We start from the raw sequence: 12,427 nt of genomic DNA, 5'->3' as shown, positions 1-12,427 counted from the left end.
CTCAGGCCGCCAGCACGCTGTTTTCGCCCATGCCGATATCGTCGCCGCTCGCCCAGACGCTATGCGTTCCCGAACAGATGCGTTCGGGCAGGATGATCCGGCACACTGGGCCTGCCGCGATATTCTTGGCGTCGATCAGCACGCATTCGGATTTGTCGGTTTCGAGGTCGGCGATGAAGGAGACGAGATAGCCGTCATCCTCGTCCTTCGCGTTGATCCGCGGCGCGAACGGTGCCTCGCTGCCGAACCGGCCGGGGCCGAACTCATATTCCTCGCTCGTCCGCGCATTGAGGTCATGTTTGACCAACCCGCGGAACAGGAACCAGCCCGGCTCGGGGATCGCGCTATAGGCATAGCGATAGGGCTTTCCCGCATAGCGGTGGTTGAACATGCCGAATTCGAGGTCGCGGTCGTCGAGCCGCTCTTCCTTCGTTTCGCCCGTTTTCAGATTAAAGCGCCAGCGGTGGAGCCGCGGCTTTAGCAGCCCTTGATCGAGATAGGCCATCATCCGTTCGAGTCCCTCGGGCGCATTCGGATAGGATTTGGGCATCGGCTCTTCTTGATAATAGCCGTCGAGAATGATCTCGTCGCCTTCCTCCCATGCGTTCAGCCAGTGGAGCGTGTAGGTCGGCTCGGCCTCGAACCAGCGGATGTCTTCGGGCTGGCCGTGCCGCGGCATGATCGCAAAGCGCGTTTTCTGGTCGGGGTGAAACTGAACGACATGCAGCCGCTTTTCGAGCAGTTCCTCGTTCCAATAGAGCGGCATGTCGTTGAGGATCGTATAGTTTTCGGTGAACGCCATGTCGTGCGGCAGGCGCGGTCCGGGCAGCGGCACCGGGATATAATGCTTCAGCCTGTTGTCCGGCCCGACGACGCCATAATGCATATAAGGTGCGTGCTTCGAGTAATTGAAAAACATCAATTCTCCGGTCGCGAGATCGACCTTGCAATGCGCCGAAATGCCGTCGAGCGGGACCCAGCTTTCGGTGCCATACTGTTCAAGCGTGAACGGGTCGAGGCGATAGGCCTCGCCGCACTGGTAGAAGGTCGAGATGATCTTGCCCGCGTGGATCGCGACGTCTGTCGAGCTGCTATCCTTGAGCCACTCCTGCGCGCCCCAGCCGTGGCGGGTCGATTTGTGCGGGGGCTCCATCAGTCCCGCCCACAGCGAGCGCCCCGCTTCCTTCTCCGCCTCGAAGCCCTTGGTCCGCACGAAGCGGCTGCGATAGCCTGCGCGGCCATCCTTGAACGAGATGGCGTGGATGAAGCCGTCGCCGTCGAAGGGGTGATAGCGCCCGATCGGCTCGTGGATCTGGTTCTCGCCGGTCCGGACATAAACCCCGTCGATATCGGTAGGGATATTGCCGATCACCTCGGCATCGCCATTGGCGAAGATCGCGTTCCATTCGTTATAAGTCGGACGCCAGGCGTCTTTCATATAGGGATGGTCGTTCGGCTGGATCGTCGTTTTGATCGTATCGACAAGCTGGGCGGTCATGCGAGGGCTCCTTCGGCAGCAGCAAAGCGCGGCCTTGCGGCGGCGACATCATATTCTTTCACAAGGCGGTCGACGATGGTCGCGACGGGTTCGACCGCGCGGACCGCGCCGACGCCCTGTCCGGCGGACCAGACATTTTTCCACGCCTTGGCATCGTCCTGTGCGTCCGCGAAGTTCGGGCGTTTGTCCTCTGGCATGTTCGCCGGGTCATATCCGGCGGCGATCAGGCTGGGTTTCAGCCAGTTGGCGGTGACGCCCGTGATGCCCTTTGAAGGCACGATATCCTCGGCGCCCGCGGCAACGACCATGTCCTTGTAAGGCTGCACTGCCATGCTTTCGGCGCACGCGATCAGCGAGGTGCCGAGATAGGCGAGGTCGGCGCCCAATATCTCCGCCGCGCGCACCGCATGGCCCGTCGAGATCGCGCCGCCGAGCACCAGCGGCCCGTCCCAGAACCGCCGCACTTCCTCGACGAACGCGAAGCCCGCGGTCGCGCCGGTGTGCCCACCCGCGCCCGCTGCGACGAGCACGAGCCCATCGACTCCCGCCGCAGCCGCCTTGCGCGCGAAGCCGACCGAGTTGACGTCGGCAAAGACCAGACCGCCATAGCTGTGGATATCCTCGACCACGCGCGCGGGGCTACCGAGTGCGGTGATGACGAGCGGCACCCGGTGGCGCACGACGCAGGCTAGGTCTTCGGGCAGGCGGCTGTTCGACGGATGCACAACCAGATTGACCGCCCAGGCGGCGGCATCGGGGTCATTGGACAGCGCCGCGTCGATGCGGCTGACCCAGTCTTCAAGATCGGCCGACGTGCGCGCATTGGGGGCAGGGAAGCTGCCGATCACACCAGCGCGCGATGCGGCGATCACCATGTCGGGGCCCGAGACAAGGAACATCGGCGCGGCAATTGCGGGCAGTCGCAGATTGCGCATCAACGCCGATGGAAGGCCGTGTTTTGGCACGCTTCATCCTCTCTCAAATTATCTGACTTGCATAACGATACTTAAAGACGATAAGAGTCGCAAGGCCAGAAAAACATCGCGGGGCCAACCCGACGATGGTGGGAGGGAGAGACATTATGAAGAAGCCTTTCGTTGCGCTGCTCGCTGCATCGGCGCTTGCCGCGCCTGCCGCCGCCCTTGCGCAAAACGCGCCGGCTGCACCCGAATCGACGGACGATCAGGGCGGGCTGGAGGAAATTATCGTCACCGCGCAAAAGCGCGCCGAAGGCCTCTCGGACGTACCGATCTCGATCTCGGCCGTCAGTGGCAAGCAGGTCGAAAGTTACGGTCAGACCAACCTCGAACAGATTTCGTCGTCGGTCCCGAACTTGAAAATCACCCAGACCGCGATTGCCAACCGCATAGCGATCCGCGGCATCGCGTCGGGCGACAACAAGGGTTTCGAGCAATCCGTCGCGATGTTCGTCGACGGCGTTTATTACGGCCGCGACCAGCTTTCTCGCCTGCCGCTGATCGACATGGAGCGCGTCGAAGTGCTGCGCGGGCCGCAGCCCACGCTGTTTGGCAAAAATGCGATTGCGGGTGCAGTCAACATCACGACCCGCAGCCCGACCGACGAGTTTGAAGGGTCGGTCAGCGGCCTCTATGAATTCAACCATAAGGAATTCCAGCTGACCGGCGTCGTGTCGGGGCCCTTAAGCGACGGGGTCGAGGCGCGGGTGGTCGGTTATCACCGCTCGATGGACGGTTATTTCTATAACCAGAAGCTCGACCGCGACGAACCCAACGTCGACGAATATTATTTCCGCGGCAAGCTGGAGTTCGACAGGGGCGGCCCCTTCGCGGCCGAGTTGAAACTGGAATATGCCGATTTTGAAATGAAGGGGCAGCCACGCGACGTGTTCGGTGCCGTCGGCAATTATAACACGGTCTTCCAGGGCCCATTTTTTGTCAGCACCGACCCCGATTATGTCCGCGAGGATAATGGATATGAAAGCAGAAACAAGGTGTTCGGCGCAACGCTTAACGCCGATCTTGAACTGGGTGATCACACGCTGACGTCGGTCAGTTCGCTGCTCGATTACAAGACGCGCGAGATCGTCGATGTCGATTTTTCGGGCATCAGTTTCCTCGACGGCACCAATTTGCGCGAGGATTACCGCCAGTTTTCGCAAGAACTCCGCCTGGCTTCGCCGGGGGGCGAGACATTCAACTATATCGCGGGCGTCTATTACCAGCATGCGAAGCTTGACGTGCAGGATTGTTCAATCCAACCTTCCTCGCGCTTGGCGCGCCGTTCAACGCGCTCGGCGACACGCGCAACGACCGCGATTATGCGCAGAAATCCGACCTAATCTCGGGATTTGCGCAGGGCGAATTTTCGGTCACCGACCGGCTGCGTATAACCGCGGGCGCGCGTTTTAACCATGAGAAAAAGAGCGGCAGCCGGACGCTCGCTGTGGTGCAGGGGCCGCTCAGCACCGCTCCGGCGGCGGTCGTCGCGGCGGTGTTCCGCGCGCTCAACATCGAATCGCACAGCATTTCGGGCAAGATCAGCGAGGACAGCTTCAACCCGATGGTCAACGTCCAGTATGACGTGACCGACGATCTGATGCTCTATGCCTCTTATGCCAAGGGGACAAAGGCGGGCGGCTTCGACATTCGCTCCAACTCGCTGCCCACCTCAACCACCGTAGCCAAACCCGGCGCCTTTGAATTTGAGGACGAAAGCGCCGACAATTTCGAGGCAGGGCTGAAATACAAGGGGCGGAACGTTGCGCTCAACCTCTCGCTCTACCGCACCGATTACCAGGATCTTCAGGTCAACATCTTTGACGGCACGCTGAATTTTAACGTTCGCAACGCCGCCGAGGCGCGCACCCAGGGGGTCGAGGCCGATTTCCGCGCCGCACTTGCGGACGGGCTGACGGTCAGCGGCGCAATCGCCTATCTCGACTTCAAATTCACCAACTTCACGGACGGCCAATGCTATTATCTGCAAGTGCCTGGCGCGAACGGCTTTTGTGATTATTCGGGCAAGCGCAATGCGCTCAGCCCCAAATGGTCGGGGAATCTCAACGTCGACTATACGACGCCGGTGACCGCCGGGGTGAAGGTCGCGTTCAACGTCAATGCGGACTTTTCCTCGTCCTATATTGCGGCGGCGAACCTTGATCCGCGTACGCACCAGGACGGCTATGTGAAGCTCGGCGCGCGACTGGCGCTGGCTGAGGTCGACGATCGCTGGGAAGTGGCACTGATCGGCCGCAACTTGACGAACCAGCGCATCCTGCAAACCGCAAGTTCGATGCCGCTGGCGACGACGATCACACGCAATGCGGGCAATGCCTATAACGGCATCGTCGACCGGCCGCGGACGATTGCGGTGCAACTGACCGGGCGTTTCTGACGATGCTGTTTCAATTCAGGCCCGCCTTGTTTTAGAGACGTCGTCCCGGCACCTGCCGGGATGATGATCTTGGTTAGGGAAGCGTTTGAAACACGACCGCACGATCAGGGCCTGTTCGATCTGGCGCGCGCTCGATGTGGTCGGCGACGTTCCCGTGCTGCTGTTGATGGAACAGGCATTCCTCGGCACGCACAGCTTCGACGAATTTGTCGTGCGGACCGGACTTGCCCGCTCTGTCGTGAACGGCCGCCTGAAGAAGCTGGTCGACGAGGAATGCCTTGCCAAAGTGCCCAAAAAGGGCGGGCGGGGCTTTCACTATGTCCTGACCCAAAAGGGCCGCGATCAGTTCCCCAACGCGCTGATGATGCTGCGTTGGCAGCACAAGTGGGAATCGGGCAGCCGCGATTTCCGGGTGCAGCTTCACCACAGGGCGTGCGGCCACGCGACCGAGCCGGTGCCGGCGTGCCGCCATTGTCACGCGGAAATCGACCCGCGCGACGTCGACTGGCGCGAAGGGCCGGGGCTGGCGCAGGTCGTCCCGCATTACGAACGCCGCCGCTTCAACGGCGACGTCGGCGGGCGGCGCCCGGGCGGTCGGCCGCTCGTTGACACGATGATCGAATTGTTTGGCGACCGCTGGGCGACGCTCGTCGTTCGCGCCATGTTCACCCGAATCAACCGTTTCGACGACATTCAGCGCGACACGCTGATGGCGACCAACATCCTGACCGGACGGCTCGAACGGCTCGTGCGGCAGGGGATTTTGAAGACGGTCCCCTATTCGTCGCATTCGGATCGCGTGGAGTATCGCCTGACCGCCAAGGGGCGCGACCTTTATCCCGTGCTGCTAGCGCTATTGCAATGGGGCGATCGCTGGTTCGCCGACGAACGCGGCCCGCCCTTGCTGCTCACCCACCGCCCGTGCGGCCATGATCTGCACATGGTCGCGGCGTGCAGCCATTGCAGCGACGAACTGCAACTGTCGAACAGCGGCTTTGCGATCGAGACAGTCGGGGGGGCGGATTACCCGCGCATTTAGGGCAGCAGCCTGCCTTCATCGCGCCGCGGCATCGGCGCGACGAAGCGCAGGATCAGCGCCGTCAGCACAAGCCAGACGATAGAGACGATAATCGCTGTCGGCAGCGACGACAGGTCGGCGATCAGGCCAAGCGCATAGGCGCCGAGCGCCATCGCGCCGAAGGTCACAGCCTGATAGATCGACAGGCATCGGCCCAGAATCTCCTCGGGCGAGCGGAGTTGCATCGCGACGTTGAGCGTCGTCAGCATCGACACCCACGCAGCCCCGGCGACAAAGGCCGCCACGATCAGCGACGCCAGGCTTGCGGTCAGCGCGACGGGCAGCATCGCGGCGGCAAAGATCAGCGAGGCGCCGGTGACCACCCTGTCGCTGCCCCAGCGGTGCCGCGCCGCGCCGACGCACAAGGCGCCGAAAATCGACCCTGCGCCAAAGGCGGCCAGGCACAGCCCATAGATGATCTCGGTTCCGTGCAAGCGGTCGCGGACCAGCGATGGCAACAGTGCCTGAAACCCCGCGGCGCCGAAACCGAAGGCAAAGCCGCGGGTCAGGACGCGGCGCACCGGGTCCGATTGCGCGCAGAAACGGATACCCGCCGCGATCGCGGTCAGCATCGACGTCCGACGCCTCGGCGTGGTTTCGGGATGCCAGCGCAGCAACACGATAATGAGCACGATATAGCTGATCGCATTGAGGCCAAAGGCGGCCGCGGTGCCGACGATGGATATCAGCAGTCCGCCGAGTGCAGGGCCGACGCTGCGTGCCAGATTATAGGCGATGGTGTTGAGCGCAATCGCCTGCGGCAGGTCGCGTGGGCCGACTTGCAGCCGCACCGACGCCTGCCACGCCGGGCCGTTTAGTGCGGTGCCGCATCCGACGGCAAGGGTGAAGAACAGCAGCGACAGTGGCGTGATCGCGTCGAGCCAGGTCGTCAACGTCAGCGCCGCCGAAACCAGCAGCATCCCGGTTTGCGCTGCCAGCATGACGCGCCGCCGATCGAAATTGTCGGCGATCGCCCCTGCAAAAATCCCCAGCAGCAGGATCGGGATCGTTGCCCCCGCCTGGACCAGCGCGATCAACAGGTGCGAATTCGTCAGTTCCGTCATCAGCCACGCCGCCGCGACCGACTGGATCATCGACCCCATGTTCGACGCCAGGTTCGCGATCCAGATCGCGCGAAACGCCGGGTAGCGGAACGGCGCGAGCGCGGAGGGCGGGGCGGGCGGGTCGGGACTCACCTGTCTGCGCGTAACCCTGTCGGCGCGCTGCGGCAAGTCATGGCGCCGTGATGGGCGGGCCGCTATCGTCCTGATATTGGCGGCGGAGTTCGACGAGCTTTTGCTTCATCGCCTGAATTGGCCCCGCCATCGCAGGATCGTCGATGCGGTTGCGCATTTCTGCCGGGTCGGTCTTCAGGTCGTAAAATTCCCACGTGTCGATATCGGCGCCGTAAAAGCGGACGAGCTTATAGCGGTCGCCGCGCACGCCATAATGCGCGCGCACGGCATGAAAGCCGGGATATTCATAATAATGGTAATAGACATGCTTGCGCCAGTCGGCGGGCGGGCGGGTGGCGAACAGCGGGCGCATCGACCGCCCCTGAACCGTGTCCGGGCCCTGCACGCCAGCGAAGTCGAGAAAGGTGGGGGCATAGTCGATATTCTGGATCGATGCCGCCACGCGCGTGCCAGCGCGGATGTGGCCTGGATACTGGATCAGGAAGGGCGTCCGCATCGATTCTTCATAGATGAACCGCTTGTCGAACCACCCATGTTCGCCCAGGTAAAAGCCTTGGTCCGAGGTGTAGACGACGATCGTGTTGCGATCGAGGCCGCTGTCTTCCAGATAGTCGAGCACGGCCCCTACGCCCTCGTCGACCGCGGCGATCGTGCCGAGATATTGTTGCATATACCGCTGATATTTCCAGCGTGCCATGCCTTCGCCAGCAAGCTTTGCGTTGTTCATCCGGTCATTGTCGGCCTGCATCAGCGCGTCCCACTCGGCCTGTTGCTTCTGGGTCATCCGATCGAACGCGCCCGGCCAGCGGTTGTAGCGAAGCTGCGATGATCCCGCCGCGACCGTCATCTTGAGGTCGTGCCCTTCATACATGTCGCGATAGATGTTCATTTCCTGCGCCGCCGCCGCCTGCCGCCCGGCATAATCATCGAAATAATTGGCGGGCACCGGGAAGCTTGTCCCCTGATATTTCTGCACATGGCGCAGCGCAGGCATGAAATTGCGGTGCGGCGCCTTGTGATGGATCAGGATGGCAAAGGGTTTCGATTTGTCGCGGCCGTTCTTCAACCAGTCGAGGCTGTATTGGGTGATCAGGTCCGTGGCATAACCTTCGACAACGCGACGCCCCTTGGGCGTGATGATGTCGGGATTATAATATTCGCCCTGGTCGTCGAGCACTTTCCAGTCGTCGAAACCGATGCCCGCGGGCGAATGGTTGATGTGCCATTTCCCGAACATGGCGGTCGCATAGCCTGCTTGCCCCAGCGCGCGCGGCCAAACCCAGACATTATTGTCGAACCTTTGGCCGTTCTGGGTAAAGCCGTGGGCATGGCTTTGGCGGCCGGTGAGCAATGTCGCCCGGCTGGGCCCGCAGAGCGAATTGCCCACGAAGCTGTTGGTAAAGATCGCGCCGTTTCGCGCGATCCGGTCGATATTCGGGGTCGGTGCGAGTTTCGAGACCGCCGATCCATAGGCCGAAATCGCCTGATAGGCGTGATCGTCGGACATGATGTAGACGATGTTCGGCCGTTTCTCATGCGCCGCCGACGCCTCGCGCGCCGGTGCGGGCAAGGCGGCGACCATCGACACAAGGCCGAGGGCTCCAATCAGCTTTTGAGGCATCGCCGCGCTCCTATTCGGTCAGCTCGAAATTCGCCTCCGACCCTTCGGCCGACGACGGCCCGACCCACAGTTTGAACTGGCCGGGTTCGCTGCCCCAACTCATGTCCTGGCGCGTGAAGGCCAGGTCGGCGTCGGTGAGCGTGAAGCGGATCGTGCGTTTCTCACCCTTTTTGAGCATCACTTTCTCGAAGCCCTTCAATTCCTTCACAGGGCGGGTCACCGACCCAACCAGATCGCGGACATAGAGCTGCACCACCTCCTCGCCGTCGCGCGCGCCGCTGTTGGTTACGGTGACGCTCGCGGTCAGCTTTTCGCCGCGACGCAGCTTCGTCTTGTCAATCGTCACCGGCGAATAGGTGAAGCTGGTATAGCTGAGCCCATAGCCGAAGGGGTAGAGCGGGGTGTTTGGCGTATCGAGATAGCGTGAGACATATTTCGCGCCCGGCGCCCCGAGCTCGATCGGCCGGCCAGTGTTCTTCATGTCATAGTGGATCGGCACCTGCCCGACGTTGCGCGGAAAGGTGACGGGCAATTTGGCCGACGGGTTGTAATCGCCGTACAGGACATCGGCGATCGCGTGGCCGCCCATCGTGCCCGGATACCAGGCCTCCAGGATGGCATCGGCGTGGGCGTCGGCCCAGCCGATGCTGTTCGGCCGCCCGCTCATCAGCACGACGATGATCGGCTTGCCGGTCTTCTTGAGCTCCTCAAGCAGCGCCTGCTGGTTGCCGGGCAGGTCGAGCGATGTGCGGCTCGCGGCCTCCCCGGTCATGTTCCAATGTTCGCCGACCGCGGCGATGATGACGTCCGATTTCTGGGCCAGCGCGATCGCCTCGGCAAAACCGTCGGTTTTGCCCTCGGCCGCGAAATCATAGCTGGCACCCTTTGCAAAGGCGACGCTCGTCCCCTTCGGCGCGCGCGCCTGCAATCCTTCGAGTAAGGTCACCGGCCGCGTCTTGCGGTCGCCTGCCGCCGACCAGCTGCCGATCATGTCCTCCTTGCTGTTGCCGAGCGGGCCGATCACCGCGATCGATTTTGCGGAGGCGGCGAGGGGGAGGGCGTTGTCCTTGTTCTTCAGGAGCACGATCGACTTGCGCGCGACGTCGCGTGCAGCTTCGAGGAATTCGGGTTTGTAGAGCGTCGCCTTTTCGCGCGCCGTATCGGCATAACGATACGGGTCATCGAACAGGCCGAGCCGATATTTCATCTCGAGGATCGCCTTGACCGCGGCATCGACGCGCTGGACATCGACCTTGCCCTCGGTGACCGATTTGGCGAGATTTTCCATATAGACCGCGCCTTGCATGTCCATGTCGACACCGGCATTGATAGCCTGCTCTCCGGCCTGTTTCAGATCCTTGGAATAGCCGTGCGGGACCATTTCGTTGATCGACGTGTAATCGGTTACGACAAATCCCTTGAACCCCCATTTGTCGCGCAGAACGTCGGTCAGCAGATAGTGATTGCCCGACGCGGGCACGCCATCGACTTCGTTGAACGACGTCATAAAGGTGGCGGCACCCGCATCGGCCGCCGCCTTGAATGGCGGCAGATAGACGTCGCGCAGTGTCCGTTCCGAAATGTCCACCGTGTGATAATCGCGCCCGGCCTGCGCCGCGCCATAGGCGGCAAAATGCTTGGCGGTCGCCAGGATCGTGTCGGGGCGCGACAGGTCGTCACCCTGATATCCGCGGACGCGCGCCTTGGCGATCAGGCTGCCGAGATAGACATCTTCGCCTGCACCTTCGGAAACGCGCCCCCAGCGCGCATCGCGCGCGATGTCCACCATCGGCGAAAAGGTCCAGTGAATGCCCTCCGCCGAGGCTTCGATTGCGGAGACTCGCGCAGATTTTTCAATGGCTTGCATATCCCAGCTCGCAGCCTCGCCCAGCGAGATCGGAAAAATGGTGCGATGGCCGTGGATGACGTCATAGCCAAAGATCAGCGGGATTTTCAGCCGCGTCCCCTCGACCGCGAGCGCCTGCAGTTCGCGCGTATATTTGGCGGTATAGGCATTGAAGATGGCGCCGACGCGGCCCGCGCGGACATCTTCCTTGTAACTGTCGCGCATCGTCGGGCCGGTCGATTCCCAGTTGCTGGTTAACAGGTTCAGCTGGCCGACCTTTTCGTCGAGCGTCATCTTCGCCATCAGGTCGGCGACGAAGCGATCCATTTTGGGATCGGCGCGCATCCAGCCGGTCGAATCGACCGGGGCTTTCGGGCTGGTGCTGGTCGCAGGTTTGGCGAGCAGCGGTGCGGGGGCAAGCGGCGCGACCACCATGAAGGCGGCCAGCGTCAGGCATGTCAGGTTGCGCGTCATCGGCGGCATGATTCGTCCTTCCCAATCGGATTTGCTTATACATTATCCCAAGGATCGGCCGAAATCGGCCGAATACCGGCTGGTCCCCGATTGCATCCTTGCGTGTCGCTTCCCCCTATACAGTCATCGTGAAACCGGTTACAAATCAAAAAAACAACGACGCAATTTCTTGCGATTCGTCGCTGCACCGGAGGCAAGGTCGGCCAGCGCATGAGGCGAACGCAGGGAGTGTCGGGGCCAAAAAGGGAGGATGCCGTGAAGTTTTCGCATGAAATTCAGATCGTTTCCGCGCGCCGGTCGCGTGCTCGTACGCTTGCAGCGGCGCTGGCATGGAGCAGCGCAGGCGCAGCGCTTGCGGTCGCAGTCGCGACACCTGCCCACGCGCAGGTCGGCGGCGCCTCGCTGCGCGGCACTGTGAAAGCTGAAGGCGGCGTGTCGCAGGTTACCGCGATCAACGTGAACACCGGCCTGACGCGTACCGCCACGGTGGGTGAGAGTGGCAGCTACAATATCGCATCGCTTCCCGTTGGCACCTATCGCCTCGAACTGACGACCCCCGGCGGTGTTCGCCGTACCGACGAGTTTACCCTGTCGGTGGGCCAGAGCGCGGTTCTGGATTTCGACTTTTCGCAGCCCGACATCGCGGCGGCCGATGACGGCGCGATCATCGTCACGGGCAGCCGCATCCGCTCGATGGAGGGCGGCGAAGTTGGCACCAACATCTCGCAGCGTCAGATCGAGGTGTTGCCGCAGAACAACCGCAACTTCCTGGCCTTTGCCGACCTTGCGCCCGGCGTCCAGTTCGTCACCGGCGGCAATGGACAGTCGCGCCTCCAGGGTGGGGCGCAGGACAGCCGCAGCGTCAATATCTTCATCGATGGTGTCGGGCAAAAGGACTATGTGCTCAAGAACGGCATCACCGGGCAGGATTCGACGCAGGGCAACCCGTTTCCGCAGCTTGCCGTGGGCGAATATCGCGTCATTTCGTCCAACTATAAGGCCGAATTCGACCAGGTCAGTTCGGTCGCGATTTCGGCGGTGACCAAGTCGGGAACGAACGAGTTTCACGGTGAAGCGTTCGTCGACTACACCGATCAGAGCTTCCGCGACCGTATCCCGTCCGAACTGACTGGGTCCAAAGTCAAGACGAAGGATTTCCAGTTTGGCGGTGCGCTGGGCGGTCCGATCATCAAGGACATGCTGCATTTCTTCGTGACCTATGAAGGCAAGCGTCAGGAAAACCCGATCGAGATCCGGCCCGGACTTTCCTTGCCGGTCACCTATTTCCCTTCGGAATATCAGGGGGTCTTCGGACCGACGAACGCGACCTTCAACGAGG

The 12,427-nt window shown here is 62.0% G+C and carries 9 protein-coding genes; 4 read left to right on the top strand and 5 right to left on the bottom strand.

Annotated elements, in window-relative coordinates; translation table 11 throughout:
* Position 1: 1 nt before the first annotated feature.
* Positions 2-1,498 (bottom strand): carotenoid oxygenase family protein, encoded by a 1,497-nt coding sequence (locus tag A3E77_RS00275; RefSeq protein ID WP_293642908.1) that lies wholly within the window; start codon positions 1,496-1,498, stop codon positions 2-4.
* Positions 1,495-2,433, bottom strand: coding sequence for an NAD(P)H-dependent flavin oxidoreductase (locus A3E77_RS00270; RefSeq protein WP_293642907.1), 939 nt, complete (start codon positions 2,431-2,433; stop codon positions 1,495-1,497). Before A3E77_RS00270 ends, A3E77_RS00275 begins: the two co-directional genes overlap by 4 nt.
* A gap of 146 nt (positions 2,434-2,579) precedes the next feature.
* Here A3E77_RS00270 and A3E77_RS00265 point away from each other — a divergent pair, with 146 nt between their 5' ends.
* From A3E77_RS00265 to A3E77_RS00255, 3 genes are all read left to right on the top strand, one after another.
* Positions 2,580-3,818 carry a TonB-dependent receptor gene (locus tag A3E77_RS00265; protein ID WP_293642906.1) on the top strand — a complete coding sequence of 413 codons (1,239 nt, stop codon included), beginning with the start codon at positions 2,580-2,582 and terminating at the stop codon, positions 3,816-3,818.
* A complete protein-coding gene (locus A3E77_RS00260; RefSeq protein ID WP_293642905.1) occupies positions 3,725-4,873 on the top strand; it encodes a TonB-dependent receptor in 1,149 nt (382 codons plus the stop codon). The genes A3E77_RS00265 and A3E77_RS00260 overlap by 94 nt, the downstream gene beginning before the upstream one ends.
* An 85-nt stretch (positions 4,874-4,958) precedes the next feature.
* A complete protein-coding gene (locus A3E77_RS00255) occupies positions 4,959-5,912 on the top strand; it encodes a winged helix-turn-helix transcriptional regulator (protein WP_293642904.1) in 954 nt (317 codons plus the stop codon).
* Here A3E77_RS00255 and A3E77_RS00250 read toward each other — a convergent pair.
* The 3 genes from A3E77_RS00250 to bglX are packed head-to-tail and all read right to left on the bottom strand — an operon-like array spanning position 5,909 to position 11,097.
* Positions 5,909-7,147 (bottom strand): MFS transporter, encoded by a 1,239-nt coding sequence (locus A3E77_RS00250; RefSeq protein WP_293642903.1) that lies wholly within the window; start codon positions 7,145-7,147, stop codon positions 5,909-5,911. The two genes, A3E77_RS00255 and A3E77_RS00250, sit on opposite strands and share 4 nt — an antisense overlap.
* Before the next feature lie 37 nt (positions 7,148-7,184).
* Positions 7,185-8,768 (bottom strand): sulfatase family protein, encoded by a 1,584-nt coding sequence (locus A3E77_RS00245; RefSeq protein ID WP_293642902.1) that lies wholly within the window; start codon positions 8,766-8,768, stop codon positions 7,185-7,187.
* A gap of 10 nt (positions 8,769-8,778) precedes the next feature.
* On the bottom strand, positions 8,779-11,097 hold the full coding sequence (gene bglX, locus A3E77_RS00240) for a beta-glucosidase BglX (RefSeq protein ID WP_293642901.1): 2,319 nt from the start codon (positions 11,095-11,097) through the stop codon (positions 8,779-8,781).
* A gap of 246 nt (positions 11,098-11,343) precedes the next feature.
* On the opposite strand from bglX, the gene A3E77_RS00235 reads away from it, so the two are divergent.
* Positions 11,344-12,427 (top strand): TonB-dependent receptor (locus A3E77_RS00235; protein WP_293642900.1); only part of this gene is annotated, 1,084 nt, incomplete at its 3' end.

The organism is Sphingopyxis sp. RIFCSPHIGHO2_12_FULL_65_19, from assembly GCF_001830555.1.
Classification (GTDB): Bacteria; Pseudomonadota; Alphaproteobacteria; order Sphingomonadales; family Sphingomonadaceae; genus Sphingopyxis.
Note: the sequence above shows the minus strand (reverse complement) of the source record. Positions and strands in the feature narration are given on the sequence as shown.

What these genes read in the sequence shown, in the direction of transcription:
- A3E77_RS00275 (WP_293642908.1), bottom strand. Translation starts at nt 1,498, where the DNA reads ATGACCGCCCAGCTTGTCGATACGATCAAAACGACGATCCAGCCGAAC.
- A3E77_RS00270 (WP_293642907.1), bottom strand. Translation starts at nt 2,433, where the DNA reads ATGCGCAATCTGCGACTGCCCGCAATTGCCGCGCCGATGTTCCTTGTC.
- A3E77_RS00265 (WP_293642906.1), top strand. Translation starts at nt 2,580, where the DNA reads ATGAAGAAGCCTTTCGTTGCGCTGCTCGCTGCATCGGCGCTTGCCGCG.
- A3E77_RS00245 (WP_293642902.1), bottom strand. Translation starts at nt 8,768, where the DNA reads ATGCCTCAAAAGCTGATTGGAGCCCTCGGCCTTGTGTCGATGGTCGCC.
- bglX (WP_293642901.1), bottom strand. Translation starts at nt 11,097, where the DNA reads ATGCCGCCGATGACGCGCAACCTGACATGCCTGACGCTGGCCGCCTTC.